Source organism: Clostridium phoceensis (assembly GCF_001244495.1).
In the GTDB taxonomy this organism is placed as follows: domain Bacteria; phylum Bacillota; class Clostridia; order Oscillospirales; family Oscillospiraceae; genus Lawsonibacter; species Lawsonibacter asaccharolyticus.
Window position 1 is genome coordinate 3,193,444 of record NZ_LN866274.1, and the last position, 18,470, is coordinate 3,211,913.

Here is an 18,470-nt window from a genome sequence, read left to right on the forward strand (position 1 = left end):
GCCATTTCCAGCGCCCAAAGTGTGTCTTTTGGAAATTCAAGCCTTATTTTTTCTCTCTCACGGTCGATAAACAGAGTGAATGTTAAACTGCAAAGGAAGGATACGGCTTTATGAGTACTGGGAACGACAGCATTTTGGACGCCTATCTTTATGAAACAAACACTCTGCTGGAGCAGCTGGACAGTATCGTACTGGCGTCAGAGGAAAAGGACACCTTCTCTGAGGAGGATATCAATACTATCTTCCGTATTATGCACACCATCAAAGGCTCCTCTGCCATGATGGAGTATCGCTCCATCATGACGATCGCCCACCGCGCTGAGGACCTGTTTTCCATCATTCGGGACAAGTCCATGGACATCGTCCCAGAGGCCAACCGCCCTGAGCTGTTCGAGCTGCTTTTCCAGACCATCGACTTCTTCCGTCAGGAGATCGATCATATCGAAAATGGGCAACCCCTTACTGAAAATATCGACAGCTTGCTGCAAAAAGTTAATACCCTGATCCAGCAAATTCAAAACACCGGTGCTCCCCAGCCCCCTTCCCCAGGGCAGGCGGGGGCGGTCGCCCAGGATCAGCCGACAGAATATCCTGATTTCCCCTATGCACTTCAAATCTTTTTTGATGAGGGCTGCGGCATGGAAAATGCCCGTGCCTTTATGCTGGTCAATGCGGTCCGTGACATCTGCGGTGAGGGGAATTTTCACTTTTCTCCCGCCGACATCTCCACAGATCCCAGCACCGCGGGCCAGATCATCGACTCCGGCTTCATGATGTACTTCCGGGATGCAGAGGACCGTGAAAATGCCGTCCATGCAGTCACGGGCGCGGGCTCTGTCCGGACCTATCAGGCCTTTGACCGCCCGCAGTCCAGCTCCATTCCTGCCCCTGCCCCGCAGGCGCTCCCCGCCGAGCAGAAGGTCTCTGCCCCGGAGCCCCCGGAGCAGAAAACCACCGCCAATGCTAAGCCCGCTGCGCCCTCCCCCTCTTCTCAGTCCTCTTCCGATGCCGGCGCTCACCACCGCGAAAGTCTCATCAGCGTCAATCTGAGCAAGCTGGATCAATTGGCCGCTGTTGTGGGGGAGATCGTCATTACCGAGTCCATGGTCACCTCCTCTCCGGACCTGAAGGGGCTCAAGCTGGATGCCTTCACCAAATCCGCCCGTCAGCTCCGCAAACTTACGGATGAGCTTCAGGATGTTTCCATGTCCCTGCGCATGGTCCCAGTCTCCGGGACGTTCCAAAAAATGCATCGGATCGTGCGCGACATGTGCAAAAAGCTGGGGAAACAGGTCAAGCTCACCCTGGTGGGGGAGGACACTGAGGTGGACAAGACCATCGTAGACAGTATCAGCGACCCCATCATGCATATCGTTCGGAACTCTATGGACCACGGGATCGAGGAGACCCCTCAGGATCGGATCGATGCCGGAAAGGACCCGGTGGGTGAGATCATCCTATCCGCACGGCACACCGGGAGCGAGGTCATCATTGAGATCCGGGATGACGGCCAGGGCGTTAACTATGACGCCGTGCTCAACAAGGCCATCCGAAACGGCATCGCTCTGCCGGACGTGGAATATTCCCACAGGGATATTCTCAACTTTCTGATGGCCCCAGGCTTCTCCACCAACACGGAGGTGACGGAGTATTCCGGCCGCGGCGTTGGCATGGATGTGGTCAAGCGGAATGTGGAGGACGTGGGCGGCACGGTGGTCATCACCAGTGATCCCGGCAGGGGAATGACCACAACGCTGAAGATCCCCCTGACCATGGCGATCATGGACGGCATGGAGGTCTCGGTAGGTTCCTCCATCTTCACCATTCCCATTCAGAACATCCGCCAGTCCTTCAAGGTCAACGACTCCGACCTGATCCATGACGCCTCCGGGGGGGAGCTGTTCAAATGCATGGGCAGTTTTTATCCTGTTATCCGGATGCGGGACCGCTACCAGCTGGAGGGGGGCTGCTCCCAGATCAGCGATGGGATCCTGATCTGGCTGGAATCCGGCGAGCTCTCCTACTGCCTGTTTGTGGATGAGCTGCTGGGAGAGCAGCAGGTCGTGGTGAAGCCTCTGCCCAGCTATCTCTCCCGCTTCAACATCAAGCAGAGCGGCATCGCCGGATGCACGATCCTGGGGGATGGCAATATCAGCATCATCTTGGATATCTCCAACCTTTACACCCCCGCCTGACCCATTTTTATTAGAGGAGGTCTGCCAGCTATGGCACAAGACGCTTTACTTCTGCCCGCAGGGATGGAGGAGGCACCTTCCGCCCCCCTTGACTCCCAGACGGAAAAATATCTTCTCTTTTTGTCCGATCAGCTCCTGTTTGGAGTAAAGGCAGAATATGTGGTGGAGATCATCACGAATCACACCATTACCCTGCTCCCCCTGGTCCCCAGCTATATCCTGGGTATCATCAACCTCCGCGGACAGATCATTCCTATTGTAGACATGCGCATCCTGCTGGGCTGTCCGGCCCAGCAGGACACCTGTATTATCATTCTGAACATCAACGACACCATGGTGGGCATTCTGGTGGATACCGTACAGAAAATGATGGACATTGAGAAATCCGCCATTCTCCCCGCTCCGGCACAGAACACCCAGGACATGGTCTCCGGCATGTGCTCCCTGGAGGACGGGCAGACCATGCTGGTCTTTGACTGCCCTCAGATCCTGACCCATACCTGATGCCCGGAAAGTAGAAGGTGTTATCTTGGATATATTTTCCCATGACTTTACCATATCGGACGCCGACTTCCACAGACTGGTCCAGTTCATCCAGCAGAATTACGGCATCGACCTGAGCAAAAAGCGCCAGCTGATCAGCAGCCGTCTCTCCCATTCTTTGAGGGAGCTGGGCTATAAGGATTTCCGCACCTTTCTGGAGCATCTGTTTTCCACCCGTGATCCTGCGGACCTGGAGCTGGTGCTGAACAAGCTCACCACCAATTACACGTTTTTTCTCCGTGAACAGGATCACTTCGCCTATTTTCAGGATAAGATCCTCCCCGAGCTCTCCGCAAAGCATCAGCGGGACCAGGTGCTCTCCATCTGGAGCGCTGGCTGCTCCAGCGGAGAAGAGCCCTACACGCTTTCCATCTGTCTCAAGGAATTTTTTGGCACCCGGGCCTCCCAGTGGGATACCCGGGTGCTGGCCACTGACATCTCTCAGCAGGCCTTGTCCAAGGCCATGGCCGGCGTCTACCAGCCACCCGCTGACATGCCCGACGCCTGGCTCAAGCGATATTTCCAGCGGGAGGGGACAGGGGGGCTCTACCGTGTCTCCCAGCCCATCCGGGACAACGTGATATTCCGTTCCTTCAATCTGATGGAGCCGATCCGCTTCCGTCTCAAATTCGATGTCATTTTCTGCCGCAATGTCATGATCTATTTTGATCAGCCCACCCGAGATGCCCTTGTCCGGCGCTTTTACGATGCCATGAACCCAGGGGCCTATCTGTTCATCAGCCACTCCGAATCCCTGAACCAGAATCCCCTGTTTCAGACAGTTGCCCCTGCAGTCTACCGCAAAAAGTGACAATGGCTTTTTATTCAGGCAAGCCGGAAAGGACGTTACCATGCTCTCGATCAACCGCAAAGTTCGCGTTCTCGTTGTGGACGACTCCGCTGTCGCCCGCACCTTTCTTACTCGCGGGCTTTCTTCCTATCCTAATATCGAAGTCGTTGGCTATGCGGTCAACGCTTTGGACGCCAGGGGAAAGATCTCCAGTCTTGCGCCCGATGTGATGACCCTGGACGTGGAGATGCCAGGCACCAATGGGATCGATTTTCTCAAGGAGCTGCTCCCTGTCACCCCTCTTCCGGTGATCCTGGTCTCGTCTCTGAACCTCAAGGTCTTTGACGCCCTGGCCGCCGGGGCAGTGGATTTTGTCCGGAAGCCGGACGGCACAGAGAGCAAGCAGTCCTTTCTGGACTCCCTCGCCCAAAAGATCGTGGTCGCCTCCTGCGCCAAGGTCCGCCGCCGCGCCGCTGTCTCTCCCGCCGCCCCCTCTCTGTCCTCCGTCTCTCCCGCTGGCGTCGGGGGGCGTTCGGATCTGGATCGCACCATCATCGGCCTGGGCGCTTCCACAGGGGGCACAGAAGCCACCCTGGAAGTCCTGAAGCGCCTCCCTGCCGATATCCCCGGCATGGTGATCGTCCAGCACATGCCGGTGGGTTTTACCAAGATGTATGCGGAGCGGCTCAACCGGCTGTGCCGGATGGAAGTCCGGGAGGCGGTGAACGGAGACGAGATCCGCCGCGGCCTGGCCCTGATCGCCCCCGCCGACCTCCAGGCGCGGGTAGTCCGTATGGGAAGCCGCTACACCCTGTCCTGCCTGCCCGGAGAAAAGGTCAGCGGCCACCGCCCCTCCGTGGACGCCCTGTTCTCCTCCATGGCCTCGGCTGTGAAGTGCCCTATGGTGGGCATCATCATGACCGGCATGGGACGGGATGGCGCTGACGGCCTGCTCCAAATGCGCCGGGCCGGCGCCTATACCATTGGTCAGGACAAGGACTCCTGCGTGGTCTACGGAATGCCCATGGTCGCCTATGATATCGGTGCGGTGGCTGTCCAGGCCTCCTGCGAGAACATTGCCGGTGTTCTGATGGCCCACCTCAAAGGGGACAAATGATTTCTCAGCCTGCCGCGCGCATCATTTGTCTGCTGGCCGTGAAAAGGCCCCGCACTCGCGGGGCGGGGCGTGTTTTCTTCCACGCACACGCGGCCAGAGAAAACGGATCTGGACGCTTTCGCCCATGATGGCACAAAATTCTGCGCGGCTTTTTTAACAGGCAAAAAAAGAGAACGGCCACCGGCCGTTCTCTTTTGCGTATGAACTTTCCTGGGATTACTGAAGCAGCTGCAGCACGCCCTTCGTCGGCACGGACTTCGAACCGCTCACTTTGCCGCCTGCGGCAAAGCTCCCTCTCTCCGTCGCGCCTCCTCTCCCCACGCGACCCGCTCCGCTGGGCTCGCGCGGGGGCCCCTCCCCCAGGGCGGGGAAAGCCCCTGCTCCTCCCCCGGCAAAAAAGAGAACGGCCACTGGCCGTTCTCTTTTGCGTATGAACTTTCCTGGGATTACTGAAGCAGCTGCAGCACGCCCTTCGTCGGCACGGACTTCGAACCGCTCGCTTTGCCGCCTGCGGCAAAGCTCCCTCTCTTCGTCGCGCCTCCTCTCCCCACGCGACCCGCTCCGCTGGGCTCGCGCGGGGGCCCCTCCCCCAGGGCGGGGAAAGCCCCTGCTCCTCCCCCGGCAAAAAAGAGAACGGCCACTGGCCGTTCTCTTTTGCGTATGAACTTTCCTGGGATTACTGCAGCAGCTGCAGCACACCCTGGGGCACCTGGTTCGCCTGGGCCAGCATGGCCTGGGCGGACTGGATCAGGATGTTGTTCTTGGTATAGGCCATCATCTCGTCGGCCACGTCGGTGTCCCGGATGGTGGACTCGGCATCCTGGATGTTCTCCTGCATGACGGACAGGTTGTTGATGGTGTGGTCCAGACGGTTCTGGGTGGCGCCCAGGGTGCCGCGGACGTTGGACACGTAGTTGATGGCGTCCTTGATGGTGTCCAGCGCAGCGGCGGCACCTTTCTGATTGGAAATATCAATTCCATCAATGCCGATAGCTGCAGTATGGCAGTCGTCAATGGAAACACTCAGCTGGTTCCAGCTATCGCTGGTGTCTCCAATCTGCAGGGTCAGCCCGCCGGAAGCCTTGGAGCCATCAGTTGCCTTGGCAATGTCGATGCTCGTCTTAGTATTCGCATTGACAGAGGCGTTCACGCCGTAATCCTTGAGCTGCTCCACGATCTGGGCAACTGCGTCCGCATCCAACGCTCCGCTGCTCTTGTCGATATACAGCGCTTTAGCGCCGCTTTCCGCTGTCTGGCCGCGGGTAAGAATCTGGTACTTCTGGCCATCAATCTCCAGGAAGTTTTCTTTGGTAACATCGGTAATGCTGGCGCCTGCAACCGTAAAGACATCGTCCTTACCCGCAGTCACCGCGCCAATTGTAGGAGCGGTTGTTGCGGTACCATCATTTTTCTGAACAGCGGAAATGATCTGGGTCTGGTCCGCCTCATTCCCATTGGCATTTGTGATGGTAATTTTTCCGCTTCCGCCATCCGCTTCCACCGTATAGTCATTTCCGAAAACCTTCTGCAGCTCGGCAGCCAAAGCTGCACCCACGTCCTTCGCAGCGGCATCCATACCGAGGGTGGCACTTACTGTGGTCTCTTTCAGATTTCCCTCTTTGTCCAGATACTTCAGCGTCAAGGAAACATCCTTGTTTGCTGTGCCGGCCTGCACTGTGATGTCCTGCTTAAAGGTAGCGCCATTTCCAGCGGTAACATTAGCGGATGTACCTGCAATGCTTGTTTTAACAGTTTCTACGCCAGCCTTAGCCGCCATAGAACCATCCAGCAGCTTGATGCCGTTGAAGTTGGCGGAGTCAGCAATGCGGTTGATCTCGTCCTTGAGCTGGGTGACCTCCTTCTGGAGCTGGGCACGGTCAGTCTCATTCTCATAGGTGCCGTTGGCGGACTGCTCGGCCAGCTCGTACATGCGGTTGAGCATGTCGTGGACCTCGGTGAGGGCGCCCTCGGCGGTCTGCACCAGGGAGATACCGTCCTTGGCGTTGTCCTGGGCCTTGTCCAGGCCGGTGATCTGGGCACGCATCTTCTCGGAGATGGCCAGACCCGCGGCGTCGTCGCCGGCCCGGTTGATCTTATAGCCGGAAGACAGCTTCTCCAGGTTCTTGGACAGGGCGCTGGTGTTGTTGGTGTAGTTGCGGTAGGCGTTCATCGCCATGATGTTGTGCTGAATACGCATGATTTTTATTCCTCCTTGATGTTTTGCGGGCAAGTTCCTTCTTGCCCTGCTCTGATCTCCCAGCCTCCGCAGGCCTTCACGGCGGCCAAAAGATCCTGCTGACGAGCAGGCGGGAGACTCCGGATCTCTCTGCCTCCTCTGTGAGTCTCATCGTCCAGGTTTTGAAAAAAATAAGGGGAGCAGGAAAATTTTCCGCTCCCCTGAGACTGCCCGGGAAAGCGGCTCCGCCGCTTTCCCGGGCAGTCTCACAGTTTTATTCCGCCGCCTCCGGGGGCGCCGTGTCCGTCTCAGGCGCCCTTCACATGGCGGGCCAGCTTCTTGTCCTCGATCCGGATGTGGGACACCAGCACCCCCACGATCCGGTTCAGGTCGCCCAGCGCCTTGACGGTGGGGCCCTCTGCGATCAGCGCCTGAGTCGTCTGGGAAAGCTGGCGCTTATAGCCGTCATGAAACTGCTTGTGGGCCGCATAGCCGGGATACTTGCTCTGGACCTGCAGCTTCTCCTCGTCGCCGAAATGCTTATTGACATAGCTGTTCAGAAACTGGGTGGTGGACATGATCTTCTCCCGCCCCACCCCCTGGGCACAGGCATCCATCAGGTCATTGATGGCGTCGAACAGCTGCTTGTGCTCCGCATCGATCAGACTGTTTCCTGTCATCAGATCACTGGTCAGCTCATATTTCATTGCCATAGCTCTATCTCCCCTCAAAATTATGATCGGTCGGATCTTGTTTTGGCGCCTGGGGAAGGTTTTCCTTTCATGCTCCGCCCATCCGCCAGAGAGGGAGCATCCCAAAAACCGCGGCTTATTTTTTATAGGTCTCCCCTATTTCTATATCGTTCAAATATTTTAAAAAATAACCCCTTGCCCCTGACAAAAATTTTTCTTCACTGCCTGCAAACGGGCATGCTCTCCAAGAAAACTTGCCCCCGCCGCTTAACTTTTAGATTTTCCGGACGATATTTACAGTGTACTGGTCCGGGACTTTGGAAGGATATCCGCAGCCGTCTCTTATCCCCCCTCCTATCTTCCCGGCTGTCCGCTCCCCCAAGTCCCCGGACCAGGGTCCCGCTCCATATTTGTTGAGCATCCGCGAAAGGAGACATTTCCATGGAATTCCGTATCGATCGCGGCGGATTCTCTCCCTTGGGAGAGGTCGGCCGGTATTCTTCCTCCCGCACCCAAAAGGTCTCCGGGGGCTTCCGGCAGAGCTTCGATCAGATCCAGTTTTCAGGGCAGCCCGCCGGCATGCAGGGGCGGGTGCGCCCCCTGACCCCGCAGGTCTCTCAACAGATCCGGACCCGCCCCCCCCGTCCCGCGAGAGAGGCGCTCCGACCCCCGGTCCCGGACGGCCTCTCTTCCGTGGACNTCCGTGGACCCCGGTCAGATCGCCGCCCGCATGCTGCTGCAGGGAAAGGACTGACATATGGTGGATTTTTCTGAATATCTGAATTTTCTGGAGGAGCTGGAGCACACGCTCCAGCAGCTCGTTGACGTTGAACAGAAGAAGTCAGCCGCTGTCAGCGCCCGGGATCTGGATGCGCTGAACGACTGCATGAAGCGGGAGCAGGCCTTTTCCATGACCCTGAAGGGCTTTGAGCAAAAGCGCGCGCGGCTCCTCGCCGCACTGGGGCTGGAGGATGTCTCCCTCCGGGAGCTTCCCAGCCGCTGTCCTCCAGAGCACCGGGAGGCCGCCAGGCGCATGTCAGAGCGGCTTATCAACCAATACCGCATCCTGAGCAGCGCCCAGGAGCCCTCCCGCATTTTGATGGAGAGCCGGCTCCGGCTGATCGAAGAGGAGTTGCAGCGCAGAGGGCTGGAGGAAGAAGGTCCCTCCACCGCCAGCCGCACCGGCTCCGACACACACACCGATCTCAGAGTCTGAGGAGGCCGATCATGAGCAGTACATTTGGTTCCTTCAATACAGTCCGTCTCGGCATCTATGCCGCCCAAAAGGGGCTGGACGTGACTGGAAACAATATCACCAACATCAATACAGCGGGATATACCCGCCAGCGGCTGGATCAGGTCAGCCTGATCACCTCCGCCTCGGACCGGTATTATTCCCCCTATAAGACCCGGGTGGGGCAGGGCGTTTTGACCACCGGGGTCTCCCAGCTCCGGGACCCCGGGCTGGATATCGCCTACCGCAATGCTTCGGCTGACGTGGGCGCCGCCGACGCCAAGCTGGCCGGTCTGGAAAAGCTGGCCTCCATCCTGGATGAGGTGGGCAAGGGGGACGGTGAGCAGGATGACGGCGTTCTCCTCAACCAGCTCAACGACCTGCGCGATCTGATCAACAAGGCCATCACCAGCGGTCTTGACTCCACCCAGGAGGGACTGATCCGCGCCTCGGCCAAGGCCCTCTGCTCCCTGTTCAACGATGCCGCAGATAAGCTTGCGGACATGACGGAGACCTGGGAGACTCAGCTCAAGGACCAGGTAGACACCGTCAATAACATCCTGACCAGCCTGCGGGACCTGAATATATCCATCCGGGATGCGGACATCCGGGGAGATGCCGCCCTGGAGCTGCGGGACCAGCGCAATCTCCTGCTGGATCAGCTGAGTCAGTACATGGATATCGACGTAAAATATGAGATGGAGGACGTGGGCGCCGGCCTGATGGTGGAAAAAATGACCGTTACGCTGGGCACCGGCGGCAAGGACAAGCTGGTGGATGGGGGATTTTCTGCCAAACTCCTGGCTGGCAGCGCCAAGGACGGCTGTCCGGTCAGCCTGTACGCCCTGCGGGACAAAAACGGGGAGAAGCAGGAGCCCAACGCCACCGATCCGAAGATCTTGGATGATAACGACCTGTACGGCGCGCTCCAGTCCACCCGTGAAATGCTGACCGAAGCCGGCGAATACACGATAGACGGCACCACCAATGACCCGAATGCCGCTGTAAAGCGGGGCATCCCCTACTATCAGAAGGCTTTGGATTCCCTGGCCCATGAATTTGCCGCCGCTATGAACGAGCTGAATCATATTTACGATGATAAGGGAAATCTGCTCGCGGGTGGAAATCTGTTCAGCATGGGCAGCGCCACCAACGACGCCAGCGCCATCACCGCAGCGAACATCTCCATCTCCCAGGCCTGGGCAGAGGATAAGGTCTCCCTCCAGGCCTCCACCAAACCGGATGCCCCCAGTGGTGATACCTCCAATCTCTCCAAGTTCCTGGCCCTCTTTGACCAGAAGATAAAATTCGATCCCGACCACGTCGCCGGGGGAGATGCAGTGGGAGAGGCTTATCACGGCACCTTCGAGGACATGCTGCTCCATGTGCAGTCCGTTCTGGCCGAGGACCAGATGACCACCACCGCCCTGCTGACCAACTACTCCGCAACGGCCAGCGAGGTCTATACAGACCGCGAGGGCGTCATGGGGGTGGATCTAAACGATGAAGCCACCAGCCTGATGACCTATCAAAAGGCTTATACCGCCGCCTGCCGGCTGATGACCGTGCTGGAGGAGGCTTTGGACTCCCTCATCAACGGCACTGTGGTCTGACCTTCGGCATTTTTTCATAATGAGGTGAATCAACTATGATCCGCGTGACCACCAACAGCACGCTCCATATGTATCAGTCCAATCTGATGCAGAGTTCCAATCAGCTGTACAGCGCCATGGAAAAGCTCATGACGGGGCGGAATTTTGACTCCTACGCCTCCAATCCCGCCGGGGCCACCCGCGCCTTTAAGCTTCACAGTGCGCTGAACGCCGTCAATGCCCAAGCTGCCAACAACGAAACTGTCCTGAATAAATTTGGCACCGCTTACTCCATTTTGGATGAGGTGACCAACGAGCTCACCCACGACCTGGCGCAGGCTCCCGCACTGGGCGGCCTGGACAACAGCCATCTCAGCTCGCTCAACTCCTACGCCCAGGTCATCCGCTCGGGCGCGGACGCCATTGTTCAAGTGCTCAATGGCAAGTATGAGAACGACTTTATTTTTAACGGCTCCGAAACAGGAGAGGCTCCCTTCGCCATTCAGGAGGATCAGAGCCAGAATCCCCCCGTGGATGTGCTTACCTTCCGGGGCTGGAGGGTGGATGTTCCGGACAACGATGACGTCTATCTGGACCTGAACGGAAAAGAAGTTCTGGAAAATGGAGTGCCGTTGACAAACTCAGACGTCCACGACAAGCTGACGGACATGGCCGGAGAAACTCTGTATGTGGATGTGGGACTCGGCTTCCAGCTGGACAGAAATGGAGCCGTGATCCCCTCCACCGCCTTTGATTCCGCTCTGTCCGGGATGGATATCCTCGGCTTTGGGCTGGATGAAGATGGAGATCCCAAAAACATCGTTTCCATCATGCTGCGCATCTCTGATGTGTTCGGCGGCTATCAGCACAATGACGCGGCCAATACAGAGGGGACATGGGGCCCCGCCGGCAACTATGACGATGCCAGCCGTCTGGTAAGCAAATTTGAAAAAGCCCACAACGGCCTTATTCAGGAGCACGTGGAGCTCAGCTCCCAGGCCGACTATCTGGAGACCAATCAGACCCGCCTGAAAAGCACCTTTGACTCGCTGAACAATGAGCTGGTCGCCATTGAGGACATCGACCGGGTAGACGCGATCCTGCAGCTCTCCTATGCCCAGACCTGCTATAACGCCGCTCTTCAGGTAGGCGCTAATGTCATTCCCCAGTCTTTGATGGATTATCTGCGGTAACGGCTCTAGGGCCGGGCCGGAAGGAGACCCGCCCGCCCGTGAGATCGAAATCCCAGCTGCGGATCTGATTAAAAAGGAGTGTGAACATCGATGTATCCGTTGATCGAAATCACCACAGTTCCAATCGAGATCCAGATGAAGGTCACTGACGCTCACCTGGAATATGCCCGAGGAACGGCTCAGATGGAGATCTCCCGTGAACAGGGCGGGCTCAATATCCGCAGCCATCCCATCCGGGTCAATATTGACACCTTTGAGGCTCGCAGCTCCGTTACTCCCACCACAGCCCAGCTGATCCAGCAGCAGGCGCAAAACGGAGTACAGGGTGCTTATCAGGCCACCTCTGTATTGGCCCGGGAGGGGCGTATGATGATGGAAGCCAAAATCGATCAGGATATCATTCCTCAGCTTGCCCGGCAGCAGACTGCGGAAGGACCTTTGAATGTAAACATCGATTTTCTCCCCAGCGCCGCCCCTGACCTCTCCTGGGAGGGAGGTGAGCTGAGCATCCGCTATGAGATGGACAAACTGAACTTCAACTGGCGCATGAATCAGATGAATTTCACCTTTGTACCCGGGGATATTGAATTTACCATGACTCAGCGCCCAGATGTCATCATCAAATATGTGGGCGGTCCGCTGTACGTCCCCCCCTCCTCTGATCCAAATTATGAGCCCATTGATATGCAGGCATAACAGGAGGGATCGATCTTGCATCTCATGACAAAATATTTTGGCCAAATCGACTATGATCCCACCGAGGTGCTCTCGTTTCCGAATGGGATCTTTGGATTTGAAGAGGAGAAGCAGTTTCTGCTTCTCCCCTTTCATGGGGGCGGAGGCAATCTTCTCTGCTTTCAGAGCGTTGGCACCCCTTCACTTGCTTTTGTAGCCATGAATCCTTTTTCTCTGGATCCAAATTATGCTCCTGTTCTGTCAGATGAGGAACTCTACCTTATGGGGGTCTCCTCCAGCCAGGACCTGTGCTATTATGTCCTGTGTGTCGTCCGGGAGCCTGTAGGCGAGAGTACCGTGAATTTGAAATGTCCCATTGTGATCCATGCTGAGGAGAAAAAAGCGGTCCAGGTCATTTTGGATACCGGAACTTATCATATGCGCCACCGGCTTTCTGAGTTTCGATCTGAGGAGGCGGGGTCTGTATGCTGATTTTGCGTCGAAAGGGCGGAGAATCGCTTGTCATAGGCGATCAGATCAGTGTGACCATCCTCTCGGTCGACGCCAGCGGCACCGTCATGCTGGGCATCAATGCCCCAAAAGACGTGCTGATCCTGCGCAGCGAGCTCCAACAGGCGGCCTCTGTCAACCTTGACTCGGCCAATGTGGATTGCGTCAAATTGGTGGAGGATCTGGAAAAATCTCTGCTTCATCCCTGATCCCAGCTCTTGCGCACTGTGCTCCATCCCGGACCTGTGCATGTTCTTGTTGATGAGCACCATGTTAAGATCTGGAATACGTTTGCTGCCGCAGAGGGTGGAGATCTGGGTGATGTATCCCTGCAATCGATACTCTTCAAAGTCCATGTTCACAGGTTTCGTTCCTATCGAAACATTTTCTTGTCTGAGGGCTCCAAATCCCTACTGATAGTCAAGGATACATTTTTCCGGCTGAGGCAACAGTTCTTCCTGAATGATCTTTCCCGTCAGAGACACCATGGTGTTCTGTAAGGCTTCTGGAAATGGAAGTTCATAAGCTAATGGAATTGCCCTGCCGGGTCAGCCTGTCCAGGCCACCCGCTTCCTGCAGCGCGCCAACAAATAGGGCAGTGTCACAAAATGAAGGACCAGGTCAAATGACCTGGTCCTTTATTTTGTTATCTCGGCAAAAGCGGCCGCATTTTTTGTGAAAAATGGGACTAGACCAGTGAAACCGCGGCAGCACAAGGGTCCCTACTGATTATCCCAATTATATCAGGTTCCCCCAACGGCGCGGCCGGCCCCATTGGACCTACCGGGCCCACGGGAGCCACCGGGGCTACGGGTGCCACGGGCGCAACGGGCGCTACCGGAGCCACGGGTCCCACTGGACCGGCCGGTCCTGCCGGTCCCATCGGCCCCACAGGTCCCACCGGCCCTGCCGGTGAAGGGCTGAATGATGTCACGCAGTTCGTTCCCGGGGTACCGTATGACCTGGGCACACTGGTCTACTACAACGGTGCCCTCTACCGCACCAACCGCAGCGGCGCTACCGGGACGCCGGGCTCCTCGGCGGACTTTGATCTGGTCACCGTGACCGGCCCCACCGGAGCCACAGGCCCTGCCGGCGCCACAGGCGCGACAGGTGCCACAGGCGCGACAGGTGCCACCGGTCCTACCGGACCTGCCGGCCCTGCTGGTGCGACAGGCGCGACGGGTGCGACGGGTGCCGAGGGCCCCACCGGGCCTGCTGGTCCTGCCGGACCCGCTGGCGCAACGGGTGCCACCGGACCTGCCGGCCCTGCCGGGCCAACCGGTCCTACTGGACCTACTGGGCCTGCCGGTGCAACTGGAGCGGCGGGTGCCGCCGGCGCTGAGGGCCCCACCGGTCCCACCGGCCCTGCCGGCGCAACGGGCGCTACCGGACCTGCCGGCTCTCCTCCCCCGCTGAATGCACTGTATGCCACCAATGTGGGGACTCAGACACTGGCTTCCACCGGCGATGACGCCTCCTTTGACACCAACCAGGTGGAAGAAGGGTCTGCCATTACCCATACCGCCAGCACCCCCACCTTTACGCTGGGTGAGTCAGGGATTTACCTGATCTCCTACTCTGCGGTGGCGTCCAACACCACCAGCACCGGGACTGTAGGTGTGGAGCTGGAGAACAACTCGACTCCCGTCCCCGGCAGCGAGAGCCAAGCCACCATTGCCACCACCTCCAATGTCGCCAACCTGGCGGCCACGGTGCTGGTAAATGTGACCGGAACGGCTACCATTACACTGGCCTCTACCGAAAACAATGTGACCCTGACTGAGGCCGCCATCGTGATTCAAAAGCTGAACTGATCAAAAGATACTGCCCGGGCAGCGCCTTGAGGCATAAAGCGGGGTGGATGGTACGATGTGCCGTCCACCCCGCCTCTCAGAAGGAGGAGTGACAGTCATGAGGATCGCGGTCTATGCGATCTGTAAAAACGAATCCCAGTTTGTGGACCGGTGGATGGATTCCATGTCCGAAGCAGATCAGGTGGTGGTGCTGGATACTGGTTCTACGGATGACACAGTGGAACGCCTTAAGAAGCGGGGCGCTCAGGTCACGGTAGAGCTCATCTCTCCTTGGCGGTTCGATGTGGCCCGCAACCGCTCTCTGGACCTAGTATCGGAGGACACAGACATCTGTGTGTGCACCGATCTGGATGAGGTGTTTCACCCCGGATGGCGGGCTGCGCTGGAGCGGGCCTGGCAGCCGGGGGCCGGACAGGCGACCTACCGCTATACTTGGAGTTTCAACCCTGACGGCAGCGAGGGGGTGGTCTTCTGGTATGAAAAGGCCCATGCCAGGTACGGCTATCAGTGGATACACCCGGTCCACGAGGTCCTTAAATGGGTGGGCGAGGGGGTCCCCGGCCCCACCGTGACGGTAGAGGGGATGCAGCTGGACCACCACCCCGACCCCACAAAGTCCCGGGGACAGTACTTGCCTCTGCTGGAGCTGTCCGTGGAGGAGGAGCCGGAGGATGACCGGAACACCCACTATTTGGGCCGGGAGTACATGTACCGGGGCCGCTGGGACGACTGCATCCGCACCCTGGAGCACCACCTGTCCATGCCCACCGCCACCTGGAAAGATGAGCGGGCGGCCTCCATGCGGTATATCGCCCTGTCCTGGCTCCGAAAGGGAGACCGGGCCCGAGCACGGGACTGGTATCTCCGTGCCATTGCAGAGGCCCCCCATCTGCGGGAGCCGTATATGGATCTAGCCAGGATGCTGTATGACATGGAGGAATGGGATGGAGTGCTCTACTTTACCGGCTGTGCCCTGTCCATCACTATCCGCCCAAAAACCTATATCTGTGAGGCGGACTCCTGGGGCAGCTTGCCCCACGACCTTCGCTGTCAGGCCCTTTTTCAGACTGGGCGGAGGGCCTTGGCGCTGGATGAGGCCAGGGCTGCCCTCGCCTGTGCTCCATCGGACCCGCGGCTGCGGGGCAATGTAGCGGTGCTGGAACAGTTGCTTGGAGAGACGGAGAGGTCCGCCCCCTAAGGGGCGGACCTCAGCCCGCTTCCGGGCGCTGTTATCCTGGGACATTCTCCCTCTCAGGGGGCAGGCGGCCGTCCTCTCAGTCCACGATCTTGGCGTTGGGGTAGACCCGCTCAATCCGCTGGTCGGGGTAATGGCGGTCCAGGAAGAGCCCCAGAGTAGTCTGGGGGGCGTCCCCGGCGCTGCGCTGGGTGTATCGGTCCAGTGCCAGGGCAGATATGATGATGTTGCACACCATAAAGACGATAAGCACCCAGGTGCCCGCCTTTCCCCAGCGGATGGGGATCCGCTCGATCCACGCTGAGAGTCTGGGATAGAGGCCCTTCAGCCATACCACGGCCGCAATTCCCCAGAAAAAGCAAAACAGCAGATTGATCCGTCCCCCAAGGTTGAAGGGAATATGGCTGTAATCCCAGAAGACGGTACCGAACACCAACTCAGTAAAGACGGAGCAGCTGTACTCGTATGCGCCCCCCAGCACTGTGCCGGCCAGGAAAATATATCGGTCGCTGCGGTCCTTGTATTTGTAGAGCAGCGCAGTGAGCAGGACACAGCCCAGCCCCCAGACAATGGAGAAGGGGCCGTAGAGCACACTGCTGCGGCTCATCAGCTTCCCCAACACTGCCCAGCACCAAATAGTTTCGGTGATATCCCCCAGGAAAGAACCGATGAAGAACAGCGCGGCCAACTTGTAAAAGCCGCATCCCTGGGCAAACCGCTCCGGCTTGACCTTTGGAGCCTGCTTTCCGCTCAGCCGTTCCCGCTCCAGGCTGGGGTATGCCCTTTCCATACGTCTCTGGATGTGTCGGGTCACGGTGGTATCTAGGGTATGGGTAAGCCGGCTCAGGAAGCGGGAGATATGGGTAGGCTCGCTCAGGGCGCCGTGGAGCTGGAGCACAGCGGCCCAGGAGCCAACAAAGTCCACTCCCAGCAGAATATACACCACCAGCAGTGCGATCTCTCCCGCCGTCCTGGGGATCAGGCCCACCAATGTAAGGAAGATGGGATTCAGAACAAAGATGGCCAGCAGAGCGGACAAGCCCCAGATAACAGAGTATTTCAGGCAGATATGTCCTTCAAACTGAAATCGCTGGCCGGAATAGTCCCACCATTTCTGATGAAAGATGCGCTCCAGGAATACACCGGTAACAAACTCCAGAAATGTGGCGAGGATCATGCCCAAAAGGAAGAGGAAAAATGGGTCTCCCCGCAGTTCAGGCAGAAAAATGGCAAAAAGCAGCGCCCCCAGGCCATAGGTGGGAGAGAAGGGGGCGCTGAGGAAGCCGCGGTTGAGGAGGCGGCGGCGTTTCAGCGCGGCTAGAACGGTTTCGGCCAGCCAGCCCAGGAAGGAATAGAACAGGAAGAGCCAGAGCAGCTGATAGACAGTATAATCCATAGGATCTCCTTATCAAGATGGTCGAAAGGCAGTATGCCGTTTTTCCCGACCTCTGTGCCGGGAGGCGTACACCATTTGTTTATCTCTGTTTTTCGGCGGACAGGAACTCCTCTATGGCAGTCCTCCCGGCCCGGACCGAACCCTGAACAAAGTCCGGCCTGCCTCCGCCCCGGCCGTCCAGGGCCTGATTCAGTTCCCTCACAAAGGAGCGCAGATCTCCGCCCCGCAGGCCGATGGCGTATTTATACCCCTCCCCATCGCCCCCGGAAAAGCAGGCACAGCGGCCTCCGCAGACTTGGAGGACTGCGTCACACAGGCGGCGCAGTCCGTCGGGGGACAGCCCCTCCTCGAAAAGGATCACATCCCCCGCCCCAGCCAGACCATCGGCCAGCTGGGCAAACCGTGCCTCCTCCATACGGGCGAGGCGGGTCTTCAGGTCCTGATTCTCCCCCAGCAGGCGCTCCACCCCGCCGGCCGTCTCAAAGGGCTTGGCGGAAAGCAGATTGGAGATCCGCCGGTTCTGGCCCAGCACCCGATCCAGATAGCTCAGGGCCCGGCCGCCGCAGAGCAGCTCCACCCGCACGCCCTCCCGGAACTTCTGTACGGAGAGAAGCTTGACCAGCCCCACCTGCCCGGCGGATGCCACATGGGTCCCGCAGCAGGCGCAGGTGTCCGCCCCAGGGAAGGAGACAATGCGGACCTGCCCAGAGATCGCCTTTTTGCTCCGATAGTCCAGCGCAGCCAGCTCCTTCGTCGTGGGGTAGGTGACCGATACGGGGCGGTCCTCCCAGATGTACTGGTTGGCCCGCAGCTCGATGTCCCGCAGGTCTTCCTCCTCCAGCGGCCCGTTGAAATCGATGGTCACCAGGTCGCTGCCCAGATGGAAGCCCACGTTGTCATAGCCGTAGGTACTGTGGATCAGGCCGGAGACGATATGCTCCCCGGAGTGCTGCTGCATCAGGTCGAAGCGCCGCGCCCAGTCTACAGCCCCCTCCACCTGAGTCCCCGGCTCCAGGCGGGCGGCGCAGGTGTGGACCACCGCTCCATCCTGCTCCTGGACCTGGGTGACTGGGATGCCGTTCAGCGTACCGGTGTCCCAGGGCTGCCCTCCCCCTTCAGGATAGAAGGCCGTGCGGTCCAGCACCACAGACCACCCACCCTTGTCAGCAGCACAGGACACCACCTGGGCAGTGAAGCGTGTCAGGAAGGGGTCCTGCTGGTACAGCTTTTCCATATGAAAAACTCCTCTCGGATCGAAATGGCAGAAACAGCATACCACATTCCGTAGGAAAATGCAAAAAAAGAGAGACGGCTGATCTGGGCGGTATCGCCTTCTAAATCCACG

General features: G+C 58.4%; 16 protein-coding genes. 12 read left to right on the forward strand and 4 right to left on the reverse strand.

The window, feature by feature from the left end; translation table 11 throughout:
* The first annotated feature begins 110 nt into the window (after positions 1–110).
* The 4 genes from BN1969_RS16400 to BN1969_RS16415 are packed head-to-tail and all read left to right on the forward strand — an operon-like array spanning position 111 to position 4,645.
* A complete protein-coding gene (locus BN1969_RS16400) occupies positions 111–2,195 on the forward strand; it encodes a chemotaxis protein CheA (protein ID WP_050625260.1) in 2,085 nt (694 codons plus the stop codon).
* Between the two features lie 30 nt (positions 2,196–2,225).
* Positions 2,226–2,699 carry a chemotaxis protein CheW gene (locus BN1969_RS16405; protein ID WP_050625261.1) on the forward strand — a complete coding sequence of 158 codons (474 nt, stop codon included), beginning with the start codon at positions 2,226–2,228 and terminating at the stop codon, positions 2,697–2,699.
* 25 nt (positions 2,700–2,724) lie between these two features.
* Positions 2,725–3,549, forward strand: coding sequence for a CheR family methyltransferase (locus tag BN1969_RS16410; protein WP_305147846.1), 825 nt, complete (start codon positions 2,725–2,727; stop codon positions 3,547–3,549).
* A gap of 40 nt (positions 3,550–3,589) precedes the next feature.
* Positions 3,590–4,645, forward strand: a complete 1,056-nt coding sequence (locus BN1969_RS16415) for a protein-glutamate methylesterase/protein-glutamine glutaminase (protein ID WP_050625262.1) — start codon at positions 3,590–3,592, stop codon at positions 4,643–4,645.
* A gap of 676 nt (positions 4,646–5,321) precedes the next feature.
* Here BN1969_RS16415 and BN1969_RS16430 read toward each other — a convergent pair.
* Both BN1969_RS16430 and BN1969_RS16435 read right to left on the reverse strand, forming a co-directional pair.
* On the reverse strand, positions 5,322–6,842 hold the full coding sequence (locus tag BN1969_RS16430; protein ID WP_050625265.1) for a flagellin N-terminal helical domain-containing protein: 1,521 nt from the start codon (positions 6,840–6,842) through the stop codon (positions 5,322–5,324).
* Between the two features lie 287 nt (positions 6,843–7,129).
* Positions 7,130–7,534, reverse strand: coding sequence for a bacteriohemerythrin (locus BN1969_RS16435; RefSeq protein WP_242850372.1), 405 nt, complete (start codon positions 7,532–7,534; stop codon positions 7,130–7,132).
* Positions 7,535–8,270: 736 nt separating this feature from the next.
* On the opposite strand from BN1969_RS16435, the gene flgN reads away from it, so the two are divergent.
* From flgN to BN1969_RS16480, 8 genes are all read left to right on the forward strand, one after another.
* Positions 8,271–8,729, forward strand: a complete 459-nt coding sequence (gene flgN, locus BN1969_RS16445; protein WP_050625267.1) for a flagellar export chaperone FlgN — start codon at positions 8,271–8,273, stop codon at positions 8,727–8,729.
* Positions 8,730–8,740: 11 nt separating this feature from the next.
* Positions 8,741–10,360 carry a flagellar hook-associated protein FlgK gene (gene flgK, locus BN1969_RS16450; RefSeq protein WP_050625268.1) on the forward strand — a complete coding sequence of 540 codons (1,620 nt, stop codon included), beginning with the start codon at positions 8,741–8,743 and terminating at the stop codon, positions 10,358–10,360.
* A gap of 35 nt (positions 10,361–10,395) precedes the next feature.
* Complete coding sequence (locus tag BN1969_RS16455; protein ID WP_050625269.1) at positions 10,396–11,532, forward strand: flagellin N-terminal helical domain-containing protein; 1,137 nt, start codon at positions 10,396–10,398, stop codon at positions 11,530–11,532.
* A 90-nt stretch (positions 11,533–11,622) separates the two neighbouring features.
* Positions 11,623–12,228 (forward strand): DUF6470 family protein, encoded by a 606-nt coding sequence (locus BN1969_RS16460; protein ID WP_050625270.1) that lies wholly within the window; start codon positions 11,623–11,625, stop codon positions 12,226–12,228.
* A gap of 24 nt (positions 12,229–12,252) precedes the next feature.
* Complete coding sequence (fliW, locus tag BN1969_RS16465) at positions 12,253–12,699, forward strand: flagellar assembly protein FliW (RefSeq protein WP_050625522.1); 447 nt, start codon at positions 12,253–12,255, stop codon at positions 12,697–12,699.
* The gene (locus BN1969_RS19200) at positions 12,693–12,926 is read left to right on the forward strand and encodes a carbon storage regulator (RefSeq protein ID WP_050625271.1); all 234 of its coding nucleotides are present in this window, start codon (positions 12,693–12,695) and stop codon (positions 12,924–12,926) included. Before fliW ends, BN1969_RS19200 begins: the two co-directional genes overlap by 7 nt.
* Positions 12,927–14,156: 1,230 nt before the next feature.
* Positions 14,157–14,534 carry a BclA C-terminal domain-containing protein gene (locus tag BN1969_RS18750; RefSeq protein WP_050625272.1) on the forward strand — a complete coding sequence of 126 codons (378 nt, stop codon included), beginning with the start codon at positions 14,157–14,159 and terminating at the stop codon, positions 14,532–14,534.
* 97 nt (positions 14,535–14,631) lie between these two features.
* Entirely contained in the window at positions 14,632–15,732 is a 1,101-nt protein-coding gene (locus BN1969_RS16480; RefSeq protein ID WP_050625273.1) for a tetratricopeptide repeat-containing glycosyltransferase, read from the forward strand.
* 76 nt (positions 15,733–15,808) lie between these two features.
* Here BN1969_RS16480 and BN1969_RS16485 read toward each other — a convergent pair whose 3' ends face one another.
* Positions 15,809–17,125 carry a putative ABC transporter permease gene (locus tag BN1969_RS16485; protein ID WP_050625274.1) on the reverse strand — a complete coding sequence of 439 codons (1,317 nt, stop codon included), beginning with the start codon at positions 17,123–17,125 and terminating at the stop codon, positions 15,809–15,811.
* 79 nt (positions 17,126–17,204) lie between these two features.
* Complete coding sequence (locus BN1969_RS16490) at positions 17,205–18,359, reverse strand: serine-tRNA(Ala) deacylase AlaX (protein WP_050625275.1); 1,155 nt, start codon at positions 18,357–18,359, stop codon at positions 17,205–17,207.
* Between the last annotated feature and the right edge of the window lie 111 nt (positions 18,360–18,470).